Origin of the sequence: Sporosarcina sp. (assembly GCF_029257255.1) — a bacterium.
GTDB lineage: Bacteria > Bacillota > Bacilli > Bacillales_A > Planococcaceae > Sporosarcina.
The window spans coordinates 16,531-36,829 of the sequence record NZ_JARICI010000078.1; the positions used below are offsets into that span (position 1 = coordinate 16,531).

Here is a 20,299-nt window from a genome sequence, read left to right on the forward strand (position 1 = left end):
AGAATACCATCACGTTTCCTTTGTCGGTTCATGCGCTTGCCCGGGAAATAATTTATTCTTTACCCGTATTTCCCGTTTCGCAAACGCGATCTCCATCCGCTCTACAAAGCGCCGCGACAGTATCTCAGGCTGTTTCAGCAAGGTTTTCCCGGTGAGAATCCGTTCATACGCTAACGGGAAATCTTTTTGCTGGTGCTCATATAATTTCGCCAGTTCTTCAAAGGCCAATACCTGTTCTCTGCCCTCGCCGTACTCTGCAACAATTTCGAATGACTTGATCGCCCTCTCAAACTCTTTATACCGTTTCAATAAAAATCCTAAATGATAGTGCGTAAGCGGGTAACTGCTGCCATACTCTTCCGCTATTTTCTCGAGCTCAATAAAGCTTCTTTCGCTCAGCCCAAGATCCTGAAACCATTTTGCGATATTCGTAGCCACCTGAGCGTTTTGTTGCTGATCCTGCAAAACGAGATCCGTGGACAAACTGAATAACGTAACGAGAGATAGAATATCCCATTCATTATGCCACATTACCTTCATCAATAGTTCTGCGCGCCCATTCTTCACGGCATCCTGATAGATAATCGGCGCCATATGACCTGGAACATCATCTTTCCGATGAAAACCGAGTTGTCTTCGTTCTACTTCCGTCAGCTTGAAAGAATCCATCTCCCCTTTCCAGATCCGGCGTGACCCATGAAGCAAATCAATTTGATATGGAACTGGCAGTGGCGGGAGCAATTTTCGGTGCAACGACCAGCGAGTTTGTAATTGCGGAAAATCAAAACTCTTTCCATTGTACGTGACGAGTGTCAATCCAACTTTCCATAGACCAGATTCAAATAGGAATGCCGCTTCATGATCGGGATTCGGCAGCACATACTGCGTCATGACAAATTCGTCTTCTTTTAATTCAAGCAGACCAATCAAAAATATGACTGCTCCTGCCCCTTTGAGCCCCGTCGTTTCCGTATCAAAGAACAGCAGCTTGCCTTCTTTAGGCGAAAGCGGATGTTCATATTCCGTTTCTGTCCAATCTGCTAGTTTATCCTGTACATCGCCTAACCGGATATCTCCATGCATATGAGACAGCGGGTAATGAATGACACGTTTATAGACGACCCCAAACTCATTTTCTACTTTCTCAAGCTGAGTGGTCAGCCATCGTTTTTCATAATGCGGAGCAGGTGGCTTTGTAAAGACTTCCACCGGCTCTTGAACAGCTGCCTTTTTCTTTACCAGCGACTTCATCGCCATCAGTTTTTTCTCATAGGACATATTCATTCAGCTCTTTTATAGTTGGGCTTTCCATCGTATGCTCAGCAAGCCCAATATAGTCTTGTTTACTTTTTTTGCTATTCATCGATGTTTCACCTCTTGAAGTCAGTACATAATTTGTATGAATTATACTATAGTTCAGCAATTCGCAAGTACGTTTGGGCTTGTTAGGCAAATGAAGACTATTTCTCGGGAAATGAAGCGCTTTCATCGCCTGGTGTATAAGGTCGACAAAAAAGAGCAAGGTGTTTTGCTAGTAGTGCCTAATAAAAATGAAATCTTGCTTCATTGGTATTTTCCAGCGATAATTAATCTGCATTATCCAATGACATTTCATCCATTTTTCCTCTATTACATTGCGAAACTACTCTTACCCTGATTGTGATTACAATTTTACTGCAGCAAATGAAGACTAAATGGAAACTTGTTGTAACCGGGGATGAGGAGGATGAACTGGAAGTATGGCAATATAAACGATTCAGTGATACAACATTATGTAATACCGTGGCCCTGGAATTGCGACATCGGGCATTTGGAACAGTGAATACCGCATTAATTTTAGCTCTGTTACTGCTCACTGTCTATTCTGTCGGCACAGGGAACTTACAGTTATTCTCCATTTTGTTGTTGGAATTATATTGATCGTAACGAATGCTCAATATTAGTTTACGATTCGGAATAAAACATGAGGAAATAATAAAAATCGCTGTCGAAGCAGGATTGCTCGGTCGGCAGCGATTTTTATGTAGACTTGTTCCATCTGTACTGATTGGATTGTGTTAACGAATTATATATAATCAAGTGTCTGATAACTTCTTAAAAGGTTTCCATAATACATCGTTTAGAACGACTCTCTTAACAGTCAAATCGATATATCTGTTTAACCGACTTATTTATATCTCAGAATAACAAACACTTGTTGATATATTTGATTGGACATAATGTAAAACAAAATTCTCTAACCCTTTAAGTTTTTCTATTGCGATCAATTCGTTCTCAGCTTTCACAGCAAAGTAAAACTTACACTTCGGTTCTGTACCGGATGGTCGAATTACAATCCAGCTACCGTCATCCAAGTAATATTTCAATACGTTGGAAGTTGGTAAGACCATTTCCATTTCTATTTCCCGTCCCGTTACAACATCTATTTCCTTTTTCGTTACATAGTCTTCGATTTTTACAACAGTAGATAAATGAATCTGTTCGGGCGGATTGTTACGGAAGAACTCTAGTATATTGTTGATCTGATCTGCTCCATCTTTCCCTTCCAATATGACAGAAGTTGTCGTTTCACGATAGTAGCCGAATTCTTTATAAATCTCTTGCAGCACTTGATAGATTGTCGTTCCCTGAGATTTATACATGGCTGCCATTTCCGCCAAATAAAGAGCGGTTTGCACAGCGTCTTTGTCACGGACGAAGTCTTCGATTAAATATCCATGGCTTTCTTCAAATCCGAATAGAAATGTATATTCATCCGTTTGCTCAAATTCCAGAATTTTCTCCGCGATATACTTGAACCCAATCAATACATCAACTATCTTAATATCAAACTTCGCCCCAATTGCTCTGGTCATTTCTGTAGTGGCAATCGTTTTAATGACAACTCCATTACGAGGAAGCTCTCCATGCCGCAGTTTTTGCTCGAGCATGTAATGCAAAATCAAAACTCCAATCTGGTTTCCTGTCAATAAGCTATACTCCCCCACCTCATTCCTTAGAGCCACACCAAGCCGGTCTGCGTCCGGATCCGTTGCTAATATTAGTTCTGCGTGATATTTCTTTGCACATTGGATTGCTAATTCAAAAGCTGCTGCTGCTTCGGGATTTGGTGATTGGACAGTTGAGAAATTAGGATCTGGAAGTTCTTGTTCAGGTACATGATAGACATTCGTAAAGCTATACGAATCAAAAGCCTTTCGAATAGGAATGGTTGCAGTTCCATGCAGTGCTGTAAAGACAATCGGCAAATCTCTTGTAGCCAGATTTCCTTGATATTGTATATTTTGCAATGCTTCAATATACGCATCGGTAACTTCTTCTCCAATATAAGCAAGCATTCCATCATGCAATAACTTCTTTTCATCTGCCACATCCAATACGAGATCAGACCCTGCATTTTTGATATGGTCTAGTACTTGATCCGCTGCTTTTGACGTTAATTGTGCTCCATCTTCTCCAAATACTTTTAATCCATTATATTGAGAAGGATTGTGACTAGCGGTAATCATGACTCCCATACTTGTTTCCAAATTCCTTACCGCAAATGACAGCACAGGAGTTGGACTAAGTTCCTTAAACAGGTATGCTTTCACACCGAAAGATCCAACTGTTTTGGCTACTTCCAGTGCAAATTCTTTGGATTGATGCCTTGAATCATAGCCCACAACAATACTACGCTGCGACACTTTTATTTCTGTATTCAGGATGTATTTCGCGAGACCCAAAGCTACTTTCCGTACCGTATATATATTTAACCGATTCGTTCCAGGACCCATTATTCCTCTCATTCCGCCCGTACCAAACTCTAGCTCTTTGTAAAACTTTTCTTCTAACAAATTTTCATTTTGAATTTGCATTAGTTGACTTAAAAGAGGATCGTCTTCTGGTAACTGTGTAAGCCATATATCTAAATTCGACTTCCATTGCATCTGATCAACCCCTTCCCTTTCCACAGCTAACATGAAGGACGTTCCATCTCACACGTAATAGAAATCTTCTTCCTGTTCATATATCACAGGTATTTCTACGCCTTGATCACTTACAAAAATCTTTCTATCCCAATAAATCTTACCCTTTATAATCATAAAGGTATTACCGTTTGTAGGAAGCACGGACTTTGTAAAATGAACAACATCGCGAATATGAGATGACAAATCATTATAATTGGTAAAGATATAATAGTTGTTCACATAATAAGCTTCTATTTTCTTCGCCTCATTTCCAATTTAATGTGTTCTATTTCAACTTTATAGACTCTGCATCTACTTCTACTAAACATACCGCTTTCACAACTCGGGTAAAGTCTTTTTGGGTGAATAGCTTCTATTTAAAATCGTACCTAGAATTGGAGCTTCCACTTTTCGAAGGTGTTCCAAGTTCATTTCTGCTAATTCACCTTTCGTATGTTCTACATTAATGACGTATAAACAGCTGTCAACAAAGGTAGACAAACTTATAGCATCCGCAACAGCCAACGGAGGAGCATCAATAATAATAACGTCAAACTGGACTTTTAACTTTTCGATTAGCAGTTTCATTTTGTCAGATGACAATACTTCTGCGGGGTTAAACGGTATCGGGCCTGAACTTATAAATGACAGATTATCCGTTTCAGTTTTCTGTACGATTTGATCAAGTTCAAATGTTCCGGCCAGAAATGAAGTTAACCCTATTCTATTTGGTAAATTAAAGATCTTTCTTCCCATTGATTCTCGTAAATTGGCATCAACAAATATCGTCTTCTTTCCATCCATCGCCATTACAATAGCAAGATTTCCACTTATTAGAGATTTTCCATCGCCAAAAACCGGACTGGTCATCATAATAGCTTTCGCATTTTTTTGTGACATCTGAAATTGTATATTAGCCCGTATTCTTCTAAATTCTTCCATTAATACCGGCGATATAGGAATGATCTTTTCTTTCCAGGCATCTCTTCCCTGTTTGGCTACATACTTTTTAGCAAATCGTTTCTTTTTCTTAGCCATAGGGATACTTCCCATGTTAGGGATTTTTAGTATGGACTCCGCTTTTTCAGCGGTATTTAATTTTGTGAAATAAAATTCCCTAATAAGTACAATGGCTATCGTTAGTAATAAACCCGTAATAAAAACGATAGATGCAAATACAACCGGCGCCAGTTTATCTTTCTTTACATCCGTAACAGGTGATATTTCATCAAGTATCATAATATTCTCTAAATTTAATAGCGTTTTAATTTCTTCTTGAAATGATATGGCATACGTATTGACAAGAAGGGCAGCTTGTTTAGCAGTTTTTTCTTTTGCGACTATGGTAATTATTTGAGAATTCCCGTCCGTTTCAATTAAAATACGATCTCTCAAATCCGATTTGCTATATGGCTGACCTAACTTTGATATGACTTTTCCATACATACGATCACTTTTCAATATTTGTTTGTATGTTTCTATTAGCTTTAGACTTAATTCAATATCACTTGACTGTAATGCGGCATTCTCATCGTTTTTGATCGTATAGTTTACCAATAGATCCATTCTGGCCTCATAAGTCGGAGGTGCTTTAATACTTACAAATATTGCGGCTGAAGTACAAAGCACAGTGACAGCCACCATTACCTTCCATCTCTTTTTAAATATCTTAAATAACTCATTGAAATTCAATTCATTACTCATATTGCTTCATCCACTTCACTTTGTATTTGTCCATTTTCAATACGCCCCCTTACCACGGATAACGAGCACAATCGTATTCAAAATAACTTTTACGTCCAAAATAAATGAACGGTTATGAATATAATACAAGTCATACTCTATTTTCTCCCCATGAGTTATGATTGAGCGTCCATTGACTTGTGCGTATCCAGTTATTCCAGGCTTTACAGTAAGTCTTTTCGCTTGTTGATCATTATATAATCCGGTTATTTCTACAATTTCAGGACGCGGGCCTACTAAACTCATTTCTCCGCGCAGGACATTCAGCAATTGAGGCAATTCGTCAATACTTAGCTTTCTGTAGACTTTACCAATCCGGGTAACCTTTTGACTCGCAGGCTTTTCAAAACAGAAATTATGTGGCACACCGTTGGACCAGTCATATGAATGCAATGATTTTAGGTTTTTAATATTTTCCATTGTTCTAAACTTCCAAATTTCGAACCTTGTACCATTCAGTCCTGATCTCGTTTGCCTGAATAATATGGGTCTTCCTGATGTAATAATAATCGCTAATGCGAATACACATAGTAAGGGTGCGAGACATACTAATAAAGATAAACTTACCATTATGTCAATTGCTCTTTTAGAATAGGTATAAAAGTATTTCGAAGATTCTCCTCCTTTTTCTAATGCATTTGAATAATATACTTTCTTCATTCAATTCTCTCCCGTCTTTAGCGGTAAACTGCCTTCATTGTATATGCTGGCTCTTAAATAAAACTTAAACTTGTGGTAACAATTCATCTGAAATAATATATCTACGAATGAACGAACTACTTTTTGGAATAGGAAAGCGAACCTTTTAAAATAGCAGTAAAACTATCAATTTTGCGGTCAACGAGATGCAATTTCCTTACAAAGAACCCTGTTCCCAGTAAAACACTAGCGAACACATTAAAGTTTCTTCTAAAAAATGCACCTTTTACATATAAATCATTATGGTTAAATACCTTTTCAGTTACTTTATGAAATACAACAACTTCAGGATAGTACGTAATAGAATTTCCTTTTTTCATCAAATCCAATAGTAAAGTATTTTCTTCTCCAGAAGGATACTTTGCACCTAAACCAAATTCCTCATCAAAACTCAACTCTTTTATATCTACTTTTTCCGTATTGATAAAAATTTCAATAGACGAAACCTTAAACGATTTGAATATACTTTTATGCCTGGCTTGATCTATTGGGTAGTTCTTAAATAATTCATTTCTTTTAGGATCGAAAATTTGAAAAGTGGAGATCTGGGACCTTCTCACTTTTGTTCGTATCGTTTCGAAAATATTCTGTGGATACCAACAATCATCATCAGTAAATACAACAATGTTTTCCCCCTGAACGTGTTTCAGCCCTAAGTTTCGAGCTTTAGATAGTCCGATTTCGTTTGTTTTGATCAACCTAATATCCAGCTGATCTGTATATTCATTGAGTATTTTCCTGATTATTTCAAAGTTTCCTTGCGCAATAACTATCAGTTCCAGCTTCACATTATTTTGCAGCAATAGGCTATTCAACAACCGTTTCAATTCCGATTCCCTAGTCCCCAATGTTGCCAGTATCAAACTAAACATTCTTATTCCACCTTTTTTCATTTTCGATGATATAGCGGAAACATACAGCAAAAAATAGAAATAAAAATTCACTTACAGCAGTTGATAGAGTAAACATACTAATCAATGTAGACAAGAGTGTCAGAAATAAAAAATGTGTTTCTGGCTTGGCTTTTTGTAATTCATATAATTTAACTAGTAGTATCAGGAATAATGTTAAAAATAATACTAAGCCGACAATTCCCGACTCCACCAAAACCTCCAAGAAAGTATTATGAGGATAATGAAAATCACTAAAATAATGTAAATTATATTGTTGAAAGTTATATATCCCTACTCCAAATAGTGGGTGATCCGCAAAAATCCTTAACGCATTTTCCCAAATTTCAAATCTACCCGATCCTCGATCATCACCTACAGCAAGAAATCGGGCATTTATAATCTTCCATACATCTATTTTGAATAAGAAGTTAACAATAAAAGGTAGTATCAGTGATATCAGGACAACTCCATACAGACGTTTAGCTTTACCTTTATTTTCAAATGCAATCCAGCTTATAAGCAATGGAAGACCAATCGCTATGAATCCGCCCCTTGAAAAGGTTAAAACGATAGTTATTATAGTCAAAATAGTACCCACTTTATGTCTTCTATCAAGGAAGTAAAAGAAGAATAAAGAGTTAAACAAGACAAATATATTTGGATCTATTGTGGTACCCATCAATCTTGGCATTCCTCTATCAATTAGCAAGCCCATAGATGAATAGTTATTTCCGACAAAGTTAAAATTCACCTGAATTGCACCCATAATGAAAAACAATAAAGAACCTATATTAAACAATAACCCCGATTGTCTTATGATCTTCTCTACATCATTGAGTGCCAGTCGATAAAAAAGAAATCTTAAGACGGAATAAAAAAAAAGAACAATGACTATTAAAGCGATTAGCCTTAGACTCTGATATTTGTGTGTTGCAAATATACCTGTTAAACAGTAATAACTAAAAAATATGACTAGGCACAATTCGTATTTTAAGAAACGGGGTATAACATAGCTCTTGAAATTCAAACTTACGATTAAGATTGCTGCTATCATAAACGGCTTTATGGCAAATCCAATGTCAATAAAGAAACTTTGAAAAAACACAGAAACAAAAACTAATAATGCGTATATATAGTAAGGATTCGTATTCTCCTTTACATGTATGTCATTCATACTCCCCCACCTGCTTATATCAAGATGTACCCATTTATGATCACTGATTTAATCACTTTTCAATTTCTTTAAATCAAACGTATATACTTTTTTTAGATAAGTGGATAGGCTCTTCACAATTCCCTTAAATGGAACACCGAAAATCACATAACCGATAATAGTACCGGTCCCCCATGAAAAATGCAGTACTAAAAATACGATAAGTAATTGATAAAGAGATAATTCTTGTGGTATTTCTTTTCCGATTCCCCTTTTGATCAGCAGAAAGTACGTAAGCAAAAAGGCTAGGGGTAAAGCAATCAGATGAAACTGCACAAACACCATTAAGAAAGAGATAATAATTGTTACTAAAAAAACGGGAGGCACTAAGTGGGAGATTCTCATGGAATACGGGTGCTTCACATTCGTTTTATTTCTCCATAAACCGTATCTAAAGTATTGCTTAGCAAAATCTTTTAAGGTGCTTCTTGGATAATATTCAATTTGCATTTCTTCATCTGGAATCACTTTGATTTTTTTATTAGTATATTTTTTCAATCTAAAGTTTAATTCCGCATCCTCATTAATTAACCAACTTTCATTCCAGCCTTCAATCGAATCCAAATCTTTTTTGTGAAATATTCCAGGGAATACGCTATCCACTTCCGTAACTTCCTGAGCGTACCTGAACTTTGCACCACCAACGCCAAATGGAGTATTTAATGCAAACGCAATTTGCCTGGACGTGGCATTGTAGCCGGTTGCAATTGTTCTTCCTCCAAGATTGCAGCAATCCGAATGTAATTTGAACATAGTTGTTAGATGTTCTAAATAGGTTTCCTTAATATTTGAGTGAACATCCAACCTAATAATGATATGTCCCTTAGCCATCCGATAGCCGATATTTAAAGCAGAAGGTATAATTTTTTTTGGATTATCGACAATAACTAATTTGAATGTAAGCTGGTCTTTTATCCTATCTACTTCAATTTTTGTACAGTCTGTGGACATACCATCCAGTAAAATCACTTCAAACTTTGATTTTGCCAATGTTTGCTTTTCAATATTCAATAAGAAGTTCTTAACAAAATACTCCTCATTTCTAATTGGAACAATAATTGAATACTCGACCATATTTTTGTCCTTTCTGCAGGTCATTTATTGCACAGGATCTACTGCATACGTATCTGAATAAATCCTGTCTAACCAATCCTGATTTTCCAAATACCACGTAACCGTTTTCTCTATCCCCTCTTCGAATGTATAGGATGGTGACCAACCGAGTTCTTGCGTGATTTTCGTATGATCAATCGCATATCTTCGATCATGTCCCAAACGATCCTTTACAAATTCTATTAACTCTTCACTTTTCCCAAGTAAATGAAGTAGACGTTTGGCAATTTCAATATTCGTCTTTTCATTGTTCCCGCCAATATTGTAAACCTCTCCGGCCACTCCTTTATGCAGTACAGCATCTATTGCAGTGCAATGGTCTTCCACGTATAACCAGTCACGAACTTGATTCCCATCGCCATAAATAGGGAGCTTTTGATCTTGATTTGCCCGATGTATTAGCAAAGGTATTAACTTTTCTGGAAATTGGTACGGCCCGTAATTATTTGAACACCTTGTAACAATAGCCGGCAGATTATAAGTCTCATAATATGCCCGAACCATTAAATCTCCTGAAGCTTTGGATGCTGAATAAGGACTATTCGGAGCCAGATTGGTCTTCTCAGTAAAATATCCCCCATCCTTCAAATCTCCATATACTTCGTCTGTTGATATTTGGATGAATTTCACACCATCTTTATATTTCACACAGCTTTCATCTGGCTGATTGATCATCCAATACTCTTTTGCTGATTGAAGAAGCACATTCGTTCCAGTGACATTTGTTTTCACAAATATGGATGGGTCTTCTATACTCCGATCAACATGTGATTCAGCAGCAAAGTTGATCACGACATCCACCTCAAAACGATGAAAAATCTCATCCATCAGCGTCCGATCAGTAATGTCTCCCTTTATAAAATGATATTGAGGATTGTTTGAACTCCCATTTAGGTTTTCCAAATTCCCTGCATATGTTAATAAATCTACATTTACAATCGTATTTTCATAAGTTGAGAGCAGATAGTTAATAAAGTTTGAACCAATGAATCCAGCTCCGCCAGTTACTAAAATATTCATAAATTAACTCCTTTTCATGAGCTTTTTATATTTTGTATCTATAGAGACAATGCGATGTGTTTTTCAGAACTGGCGAGATCAGCCAAGTATTTCCCATAGTTTGTTTTCATTAACGGCTGGGCCAGCACCAGTAATTGTTCTTTAGATATATAACCTCTTCTGTAAGCAATTTCCTCTATACAGGAAATATATAAGCCTTGGCGTTTTTGAATGGCTTCTACAAAATTGGATGCTTCTAATAAGGATTCATGTGTACCTGTATCGAGCCAAGCCAAACCCCTGCCCATCATTTCCACTTTTAATTGTCCTCTTCTTAAGTATTCATTCATGATGCACGTAATTTCTACCTCGCCACGTGGTGAAGGTTTGATTCTTTTTGCAATATCGACAACATCATTGTCAAAGAAATACAGGCCTGGAATGGCATAGGATGATTTCGGCTTTTCAGGTTTTTCTTCAATAGAAACCGCATTCATCTGGTCGTCGATTTCAACAACCCCATACGCCTTTGGATCATTTACGTAACACGCTAGAATAATACCACCAGTCGAAAGTTTCGCTGCCTGTTGCACCCGATTACCAAAATCTGATCCATAAAATAAATTATCACCTAAAACTAGTGCCACTGAGGAATTTCCTATGAACTGTTCTCCGACGATAAATGCCTCGGCAAGCCCTTTTGGCTCTTCTTGAATTGCATATTGAAAGTCCATTCCCAGTTTAGTTCCATCTCCTAACAATTCCTTAAATCCATCGATGTCTCTCGGAGTCGAGATAATCAATACTTCTTTTATCCCCGCTAACATTAGTACAGATAGCGGATAATAAATCATGGGTTTATCGTATACGGGTAACATTTGCTTTGAGACAGATTTTGTCAGCGGATATAAACGTGTTCCCGATCCACCTGCTAAAATAATTCCCTTCATAATGCAACACCGCTAATTGAAGCTTGATATTTTTTTATAATATTGCAAATCCTTACGACAGATGCCAATTCTAAGTCACCGTAAAACGGCATAGCCAACACCTCTTTAACCGTTTTTTGAGCTTGCGGAAGATTTCTCGGGTGAGCCGAGACTAAATGGTTGTACCAAGTAAAATCACTGCATAAGGGATAGAAATATTTCCTTGTTAAAATGTTATGATGCTGTAAACATTCATGGAGCCAATCCCTTGTTTGGCCAAATGAACTTTCATCAATTTCAATAACGAGGTACTGGTAGCTGCTGGCCTTATTCTCTAAATGAGTTAACAGGCGAACCCCAGGCACGTTTGCCAACTGTTTTTCATATTCTTTTTTCACTTCATGCCTTTTTTTACGTTCTTCATCCATCAGTTTTAATGTTTCCAACCCAATTGCTGCTTGTATTTCATTCATTTTCGCATTTAAGCCAGATAAAACGACTTCCTCTTGGTTGGCAATGCCGAAGTTTTTAAGCAGATCCAATTTAGCCACGAGACTCTTATCCTTAAAAACTAAGGCACCTCCTTCCACTGTGTTAAACAGCTTCGTCGCATGAAAGCTGAACATAGTCATATCACCGTAACTTCCCACTGGTTTACCATTGATTTCTGCTCCAAATGCATGGGCACCATCATAGATCACTTTCAAGCCATGTTTATCTGCAATCTCTTGTATTCTCAGTACGTTACACGGATTTCCAAATACATGCACCCCCAGTATTGCGCTTGTTTTCTCAGTAATGAGGGCTTCTATTTTTGATACGTCGATTGTTAGCGTGTCAGGTTCAATATCACAAAATACAGGAGTCAGCCCATTCCAATCAAGAGCCTGTAAAGTTGCAGGGAATGTAAAAGGTGTAGTGATGACTTCACCAGTTAAATGTAGGGATTTTACCCCTAATAGCAGAGCCATCGTACCGTTCGTAAAAAGCGAAAGATGATCTGTTACCAGGTAGTCCATTAATTTTTCTTGTAACTCTTTATGTTGCAGTCCATTATTTGTAACCCATTTGCAATCCCATATCTCACGCATTCTTTCATTCACAAGATGTAAATCAGGGAGTAAGGGCCTTGTGACAAAGATCGGCTCATCAAAAGAATCAACCATATACATTCCACCTCTTCATAACTAATTATCTGCTGTCTTCAATAAACACTTCTATACTGCGGGAAATAGCTGTCGTTTGACGTAATAAATTGTTTCTTTTCGTCTAATAAAAGTTTATAAACTCTTGGATTCAATATATTTTTACCGATATAATAGTCGAATATATTATGATTTGAAAAGGAAGTTTTATATCTATAAAGTCCATCATCATCTTCATAACCGCCGCCTAGATGAAGTAACGTACATCCTTTTTCCTTTGATAATTCGATCATAAAATCGAAAAGTAGATTATTGGGTTTCATGGATAAGTATTTTTCATCAGAGCCGCCTAGATGGTAATGTGCAAAATGGCTGCCAGTAAAAAGAATGGTAGCGGCTATGACTTGATCACCGTAATAGACAAACAATAGATGCGACTTAGAAATAGGGGTATCCAGTAATTGCTGTCTAATAACATCTATAGGAAAATAATAGAAAGACGTGGATTTAAGTCGGTTCATCGTGACATTGTATAGGTCGAAAAAGGTCTGAATGTTTTCAGGACTTTTCTCCACTTCTTTATACGTAAGCCCATTCTGACGTGCTTTTTTTATATTCCTTTTATTCATGCCGCTATATTTGGAACGGATCGTCCCCAAATCTTCTGATAAATCCACCGCTGTAGTTTTCCGGATGAATTGTAAACCGCAATACCCCTCCATCGCCAATGCATTTTTCAATAGAGGATGAAATGTGATCACTTCAGATACAATGCCTTCTTTCTTGCAGTACATAAAGAACTCTCTTCTAAAGTCATCTAAAATTGCTTGATCTCCTAAAATTACTGGTCCCCCATATCCATATGGTGTAATAATATCGAATACGTTCAATCCTAAAGCTGATTCTATTTCCCTTTTAATGATTGGATACACAACAATGCCTAAATCACTTTCAAAATAAATTAACTTTGCGTTTCCATTTTGCAGTTCTGCACTGGAACTGCAGTACTCAAAGGAATAATACACATCCGTAATGCTAATTTTTCCAAGAACGTCATTCCATTCATCCCGGGTTTCTAAAACTTCTAATTTCACTCTACTTTTCCCCTTACTGTACAGTCTTTAGTAGATATACACGTTTTCATTTATAAAATCAGTCAACTTCTCACGTTTTCTAACCAAACGATATGAATCTTCTTCTTTCGCAATAATGGGCGGCCGTTCTTTAATAAAGGCGGGAGCAAAAACGATTGTATAGGCGCCTACATTACTAAATATTAAAAAATCATTAGGTTTCGGAATCTCGCCTATTTGATCAGTGAGTAAATAATCTTTCTCCATACATGTATATCCAACTACGTTAAACTTTCCTTGCTTATAACACTGAGCATCTCTTTTCACATGTTTTAGAGGTAAATTCCTGTTGTGCATGGCTGGTTTGATATTATGAACGCTGCCTTCAACAAGAACTAATGACTCATCCGCAAACTTTTTCACATCAATTACTTTACAAAAAAACTTAAATGTATCTGCAACCAGTGCAACTCCTGGCTCTATAATCAACATGGGATCTTTCTTGAAATTCTTTTTTTCTTTATTTACAATCGAACAAATGACTTCAGCGTACTCTTCAAATGTCGGTGCATCCTTTATGTTCATTGTTTTAGGCACGCGTCCAAAAAAACCACCGCCGACATCTACATACTCAAGTGTTTCTGATAAATATTGTTTTGCAAGATTGCATAAAGTTTGTGTAATTTTCTTATAAATGGTCAAGCTCCTTATTCTTGTCGAGAAGTGTCCGTGCAAGCCGACGACCTTTACATTCGGTATCGACGTTAATTCATCGATCGCAGTTTCAACATCACCATTCTCAAGGAAAAAACCAAATCTACTTCTTTCAAAACCATCAAGCAACGGTGTTTCTCCATTAATTGTTAGATCAAAATTCACACGGATTCCAATTTTATGGTTTTTATCCTTATTTGCTGCAGCATACTCTTTTACTAATTCAATTTCATAAAATGAATCTAAATTTAAAATACTATTACCTTCCAGAGCCAATGCGATGTCATCGTAAGATTTTAATGGGCCGTTAAAAATGATTTTATTTGGTTCAACTCCTATTTTTAAAGCCAAGTCATATTCCACCCTAGATACGACTTCTGAATAGGCTCCCATCTCGGATAATTTCTTAATTAATGCAGGTAAATAATTGGTTTTATAGGAATATCCAATAATAAAATTATGGTATCTGCTCTTAAATGCCGAAAACATTTCTGAATAATTGTCTTCTAATTTATTCACGTTAAATAGATAGAAAAAATCTCCATACTTTCTTTCTAACATACTTATTTTTTCAGACTTTCTTGCTAGTTGAAGCGTATTCATTTTATTAGCCCCTTCTGGTTTTTGATAGGCGAATTCATCTATCGAAACTTGTATTCGCAAATGGTATGTTGACCTAAATCCTTAGCTGACAACTTGAACGTCAATGTATCGGTCCATATGATCCATCTTGTTTTTCATTTCATTTAAGTCGCTGAATTTGAATAAGTAAATTCCAATAATTTTATCCAACCCATCAAATACATCCACTTCATCCCCATATGCCTTATACATATACTTTTTAATAATATTTTCTTTAATCTTTTCATTGGAATCTATATTCAGTAATCTACCTCTTTCATACGAACGCAGGTAATACGTAGAAAAATATTGATTCGTTAGGTTTTCCGTAAAGTGATAATCCTTATTGTTCACGGCCATTTCAACTGACAGCCCGACAAGATCGACGCCCGTTGCTTTTCTAAGCAGGGACGATACCATGTTTCCACCATTTCTCGCATTTATTTCAATGATATATGGCCGTTCATTTTCACCAAATATGACGTCTATATTCATAGCACCAAACTTAATCCCCAATAGATCAATAATCTTTTGAATTTCCTGCCTCACCAGTACAATTCTTTCATTTTCTATAATTGTCGGATAACTATTACCCAATGGAATACATGGATTGTTCACCACATCTCGATGACCATTAATGATTCCGAAAAACTTTATCTCTCCATTTATGACGACAATATCTCCGCCGATCATACATTCATGGGTCATTTCGATATATTCTTCAATAATGACCACCTTTATTCTTGAATTTGAAAGGGCATTTTCAAAAGCTTGTTCAATTTCATCCATGCAATCTATACGCACAATTCCCCTGCTTCCCGATGAATCCACCGGTTTAATAATAAGTGGAAATTGAAAGCCATTTAGTTGACCTTCCGCATCTTTTACGGATGTAAAACTTTTTGATTTCGGATAATTGAATCCGTTATCCTTCAGGAACCTTCTAAATAAACTTTTATTAGATAATAATAGAACAGTCTCAGTTGAATAGAATGGCAAATTCATTTTCTCTCCCACATACGCAGCGGTTTCCAATGCAGCGTTCGGTGCAAAGGCAACAATTCCATCTATTTTTAATTCCTCTGCAATTTCTAAAACACTTTGTTTATCAGTGGTGCTTACACAATAGAACTCATCTGCATGAGATTTCCCTAAATTTCCTTCCAAATAATCACAAAGTATTGTGTAATATCCCTGTTTTTTTGCATATTGGATTGCAGATACCTGGTGTGCATCGCCCCCAAGAAACATAACCTTTTTCAAAAGAATCGCTCTCCATTCATATATTCTCTCTTCATTCGGGACTTTTTTATTGTTAACAAACAATATTGGTTTCTTTGATAGTACAAGTCGATACTACTTTAAAATACCTCGAATTAATTGATAGATCATGTTAAGCTCCCGTACTTTCATGATTTTACAAACCACGATATAAAAGACGATACCCATACTTATTTGACAGATTAATTTAATTAAATAATTATCGGGTAATGCGTTTCCAGTAAAATAGACTGCAATCCCCATACTGAGTGAAATTAAGAATAGCGGAAAAATATCTTTTAATTGATTTTTGGCAGAATAATCAATTTCTTTTGCAGAAAAGTACGTATTTATATACAAGGAAGTGTATGAATTTATCACAGCCGCCCAAACCAATCCCATGATTCCGAGTTGAAATAGTAAAGACAATCCAATCAGAATGGTCAAGACAACGCACTTGACGACTTCAATCAGTAAAAACAAGTCGGATCTACCCTTAACTTGAAGGATATTCAAATTCAATGCGTGAAGCGGATATAACATACCTGCCAAACAGAATAATTGAAAGTAAGTAACTGACGGAAGCCATTTTTCTCCTAGTACCAAACCAAATAATGGGTACGCAATTACCGCCAAACCTACCATAAGGGGAAAATTCACAAATGCCGCTAACCGGATAATTTTTCTGAATCCTGACTTCAACATCTTTTCATCGTCCTGGATTTTGCTCAGAACCGGGTACGAGACACGTTGAACCGTTGTCGACAATAACTCTGAGGCCGTGTCGCTAAGCTTGACGGCATTTGAATAATAGCCAAGTTGAGTAGTCGTATACATCCTACCGATAATTACAAAAAACAGGTTATTATAGAATGTATTTAGTAATCCCGACAAAAGTAGTTTATAGCCGAAGTTTAAATACTTTTTGAAAGACTGCACATTGAATACAGGAGAAGGAAGCCATCTATTAAACACCCATAATAGAAAGGTCTGAAAAAACTGCATTCCTAGCGTATTAAAGACGAGACTCCAAACACCAAACCCATTCAGGGCAAGGACGATTGTTATGGCCCCAGAAGTAGTAAATGCGATGACATTGATCTTTGCAATCGTTTTGAAATTTACATTCTTTACAAGCATGACGCGTTGTACAATTCCCAATGCATTTGCGATCAGTACGAGTGAAAGCGTCCGCAGGATTCCAATCAATTGTGGTTCCCCATAAAAAGCACTAATAGCAGGCGATGAAATAAATAAGAGTCCGTATATGGTGATCGCAATACATAAATTGAAATAAAAAACTGTAGAATAGTCGGCCTGACTGGTATTTTGATCACGAATTAACGCTTGAGAAAAACCACTATCAACAATTGAATTAGATATTGCAATCACGATGATGATCATTCCAATTACACCGAAATGTTCCGGTAATAATAATCGAAGAAGTATGAGTTGAATTACAAACTGTAACCCGTGATTCACAACTACATCCACAGAGCTCCAGAATAAACCTGAAATCGTTTTATTCTTTAATCCGTTTGAATCATCCATTAGCCTACCCCTAATTGAATAACTTGATATTTAAAAAATAATTTTTCATTTGGGCTAACATACCGTATGATTTCGGAAAACTATTAAATGCTATTAATTTCGCTTTCCTTTTTATACTTAAACTTTTAACATGCTCTTCATAGCGATTATTTTTTGGTTCATTTGTTATTCCACTACCGATGTAGATGGCGTATCGTTTCTCGTGGATCACTCGTTCGACTGAATCGTTGTATTTAAAATTTGTATACCTATTGAACGCAGTTAGTATCTGAATATCACCTTCATTTACTACCATCATTCTTTCTTTTAAATCGGAACTGGAATTCAACCGTGTCGTCCAAGAACCCTTTACTCCAACTCTATAAGCTGACATACATTCATTCATATAGTAAGCATATCCCGAGCTCGTGAGTAATAACTGCAGCGGATAATCACCAACATGTGATGTCCTAAGATAGTCAGGAAAGTCTTGCATTACTGACTTTGGGTAAACCAATGATGCAGTTGGGCAAAACCCACCACCGCCAATAATAATATCTTCCATAGGACTTACCTGATCTCGCTTGTAGGGTTTTATTTTCATACCAGTAGACTTTTTTGGTACTTTTACAATATCTGCTTCATGGAAACACATCGTACAACGTGGATTCTTCTCTAAATAACCCACTTGCTTTTGTAATTTATACGGGTCAGTCCAATAATCATCGCCTTCACAAATGGCAATGTATTTTCCTTTACTTAATTCAAGTATTCTATCAGCATTTTTAGCAGCCCCTACGTTTTCCTCTGATGTAACCAACTTGATTAGCTCTGGATATTTAGCAATATATTGCTCAACAATCCTTTTAGTATTATCTGTGCTACAATCTTCCCCGATCAGAATCTCATATTCAAAGTCAGTCTTCTGCGATAAAAATCCTTCGATTGCATCCGCTATATACTCTTCATGGTTATAGGTGATGCAATTGATGCTTACTAAAACACTCACTTCCCCACTCCTGACTGTAAATTGTTAATGCCCCATTTTAGTGGCCCCTTATCAGTAAGTAATCGCTTTTGGATTGACGATGCTCTCACTTAATTTTTGCGGTTGCCCTAATAAGGAATACATGCTTTTTTTGTATGCCTCGACACCAGGTTGGTTGAACGGATTCACACCCAAAATATGACTGCTGATCGCACAGGAGAATTGAAAGAAATAAACGAGGTAGCCGAAAGAAAATGGGCAAATCTCAGGCACTTTTATGACTAAATTTGGCACGTCGCCTTTCATATGTGCTTCCATCGTCCCCTGCAATGCTTTTTCATTAATAAAACTGATGGTTTTGCCACTTAAGTAATTTAAACCATCATGATTTTTCACTTCTGTTTCCATTGCTAGTTCTTTCTCCGATTTCTCTATTTGGATGATTGTTTCGAAGAGATCACGTCTTCCTTCTTGTATATACTGTCCAATGGAATGTAGATCCGTGGAGTACATTGCGGCGGTAGGAAATATACCTAAGCCGTCTTTCCCTTCACTTTCCGCAAATAACTGTTTCCACCACTCCGAAAAATAGTGAAACTTCGGTTCAAAACTTGCAAGTATTTCGATGGTTTTCCCTTTGTTGTATAAAATGTTACGGACGGCTGCATATTGGTATGCTGGATTTCTATATATGTCTCTTACATCAAGCTCCATTTTTGCGGTGTTGGCACCTTCCAATACTTGATCAATGCATATTCCGCTAACTGCCATTGGAAATAGTCCCACAGATGTTAAGACGGAGAATCGGCCACCTATATTTTCCGGAATGCCGAATGTCTTATAGCCTTCTTCCATTGCCGCCGCGTTCAATGTTCCTTTCTGATTATCCGTAGTTAAATAAATTCTGGATTTTGCTTCTTCTTCACCATACTTTTCAATGAGAAGTTTTTTGAATATCCTAAACCCGATAGCAGTTTCCAATGAAGAACCGGATTTGGAAACTACATTAATCGAAAAGTCTTTATCTTTGATTAGATCTATCAAATCCGAAATATACGTTGAACTTAAGTTCGTCCCTACGTAAAATACTTGTGGAGCGAGACGTGTCTCTTGTGTTAAGCAATTCTGAAAGCTATGATTCAGCAGTTCAATTCCTGCACGGGTTCCTAGGTAAGAACCCCCGATCCCTATGACGAGTAAGACGTCACTGTTTTCTCTAACACTAGCTGCTTCAAGTTTGATTTTTTCATACTCTTTATTGTTGTACTGCTCGGGAAGTTGGACCCAGCCTGCCGAACCTTTTTCATCGTCAGAATCTTTCAGAAGCTTTGTATGAATACTATTGATAATATCCTGCAAAAATCCCATTTCGAAGTTCCCGAAAAAAGGAGCAGCATTTGAATAATCTAAGGTAATATAGTCCACTTTT

17 protein-coding genes are annotated in these 20,299 nt (G+C 36.8%); 1 reads left to right on the forward strand and 16 read right to left on the reverse strand.

Features of this window, described 5'->3' with window-relative positions; all coding sequences use genetic code 11:
* Positions 1 to 9 precede the first annotated feature (9 nt).
* Positions 10 to 1,278, reverse strand: coding sequence for a ribonuclease H-like domain-containing protein (locus Q1J64_RS14545; RefSeq protein ID WP_301109820.1), 1,269 nt, complete (start codon positions 1,276 to 1,278; stop codon positions 10 to 12).
* A 196-nt stretch (positions 1,279 to 1,474) separates the two neighbouring features.
* Between Q1J64_RS14545 and Q1J64_RS16740 the strand changes: the two genes are divergently transcribed.
* Positions 1,475 to 1,657 (forward strand): DUF4385 family protein, encoded by a 183-nt coding sequence (locus Q1J64_RS16740; protein ID WP_367183441.1) that lies wholly within the window; start codon positions 1,475 to 1,477, stop codon positions 1,655 to 1,657.
* Positions 1,658 to 2,171: 514 nt separating this feature from the next.
* On the opposite strand, the gene Q1J64_RS14550 is transcribed toward Q1J64_RS16740, so the two are convergent.
* From Q1J64_RS14550 to Q1J64_RS14620, 15 genes are all read right to left on the reverse strand, one after another.
* The gene (locus tag Q1J64_RS14550; RefSeq protein ID WP_301109821.1) at positions 2,172 to 3,929 is read right to left on the reverse strand and encodes a phospho-sugar mutase; all 1,758 of its coding nucleotides are present in this window, start codon (positions 3,927 to 3,929) and stop codon (positions 2,172 to 2,174) included.
* A 357-nt stretch (positions 3,930 to 4,286) separates the two neighbouring features.
* Positions 4,287 to 5,654 (reverse strand): tyrosine-protein kinase domain-containing protein, encoded by a 1,368-nt coding sequence (locus Q1J64_RS14555; protein WP_301109822.1) that lies wholly within the window; start codon positions 5,652 to 5,654, stop codon positions 4,287 to 4,289.
* A 36-nt stretch (positions 5,655 to 5,690) separates the two neighbouring features.
* Positions 5,691 to 6,353 (reverse strand): sugar transferase, encoded by a 663-nt coding sequence (locus Q1J64_RS14560; protein WP_301109823.1) that lies wholly within the window; start codon positions 6,351 to 6,353, stop codon positions 5,691 to 5,693.
* Between the two features lie 116 nt (positions 6,354 to 6,469).
* A complete protein-coding gene (locus tag Q1J64_RS14565; protein ID WP_301109824.1) occupies positions 6,470 to 7,264 on the reverse strand; it encodes a glycosyltransferase family A protein in 795 nt (264 codons plus the stop codon).
* The gene (locus tag Q1J64_RS14570) at positions 7,257 to 8,459 is read right to left on the reverse strand and encodes an O-antigen ligase family protein (RefSeq protein WP_301109825.1); all 1,203 of its coding nucleotides are present in this window, start codon (positions 8,457 to 8,459) and stop codon (positions 7,257 to 7,259) included. The genes Q1J64_RS14565 and Q1J64_RS14570 overlap by 8 nt, the downstream gene beginning before the upstream one ends.
* 48 nt (positions 8,460 to 8,507) lie before the next feature.
* Positions 8,508 to 9,572 carry a glycosyltransferase family 2 protein gene (locus Q1J64_RS14575; protein ID WP_301109826.1) on the reverse strand — a complete coding sequence of 355 codons (1,065 nt, stop codon included), beginning with the start codon at positions 9,570 to 9,572 and terminating at the stop codon, positions 8,508 to 8,510.
* Positions 9,573 to 9,596: 24 nt separating this feature from the next.
* Positions 9,597 to 10,631, reverse strand: a complete 1,035-nt coding sequence (rfbB, locus tag Q1J64_RS14580) for a dTDP-glucose 4,6-dehydratase (protein WP_301109827.1) — start codon at positions 10,629 to 10,631, stop codon at positions 9,597 to 9,599.
* A gap of 38 nt (positions 10,632 to 10,669) precedes the next feature.
* Entirely contained in the window at positions 10,670 to 11,560 is an 891-nt protein-coding gene (rfbA, locus tag Q1J64_RS14585; RefSeq protein ID WP_301109828.1) for a glucose-1-phosphate thymidylyltransferase RfbA, read from the reverse strand.
* Positions 11,557 to 12,705, reverse strand: coding sequence for a DegT/DnrJ/EryC1/StrS family aminotransferase (locus Q1J64_RS14590; RefSeq protein ID WP_301109829.1), 1,149 nt, complete (start codon positions 12,703 to 12,705; stop codon positions 11,557 to 11,559). The genes rfbA and Q1J64_RS14590 overlap by 4 nt, the downstream gene beginning before the upstream one ends.
* A gap of 38 nt (positions 12,706 to 12,743) precedes the next feature.
* The gene (locus Q1J64_RS14595; protein WP_301109830.1) at positions 12,744 to 13,778 is read right to left on the reverse strand and encodes a lipid II:glycine glycyltransferase FemX; all 1,035 of its coding nucleotides are present in this window, start codon (positions 13,776 to 13,778) and stop codon (positions 12,744 to 12,746) included.
* A gap of 27 nt (positions 13,779 to 13,805) precedes the next feature.
* Positions 13,806 to 15,074, reverse strand: a complete 1,269-nt coding sequence (locus tag Q1J64_RS14600; RefSeq protein WP_301109831.1) for a type III PLP-dependent enzyme domain-containing protein — start codon at positions 15,072 to 15,074, stop codon at positions 13,806 to 13,808.
* An 81-nt stretch (positions 15,075 to 15,155) separates the two neighbouring features.
* Positions 15,156 to 16,355, reverse strand: coding sequence for an ATP-grasp domain-containing protein (locus Q1J64_RS14605; protein WP_301109832.1), 1,200 nt, complete (start codon positions 16,353 to 16,355; stop codon positions 15,156 to 15,158).
* A 93-nt stretch (positions 16,356 to 16,448) separates the two neighbouring features.
* On the reverse strand, positions 16,449 to 17,903 hold the full coding sequence (locus tag Q1J64_RS14610; RefSeq protein ID WP_301109833.1) for a lipopolysaccharide biosynthesis protein: 1,455 nt from the start codon (positions 17,901 to 17,903) through the stop codon (positions 16,449 to 16,451).
* 10 nt (positions 17,904 to 17,913) lie between these two features.
* Entirely contained in the window at positions 17,914 to 18,891 is a 978-nt protein-coding gene (locus Q1J64_RS14615) for a glycosyltransferase (RefSeq protein WP_301109834.1), read from the reverse strand.
* Between the two features lie 51 nt (positions 18,892 to 18,942).
* Positions 18,943 to 20,295, reverse strand: coding sequence for a glucose-6-phosphate isomerase (locus Q1J64_RS14620; protein ID WP_301109835.1), 1,353 nt, complete (start codon positions 20,293 to 20,295; stop codon positions 18,943 to 18,945).
* Between the last annotated feature and the right edge of the window lie 4 nt (positions 20,296 to 20,299).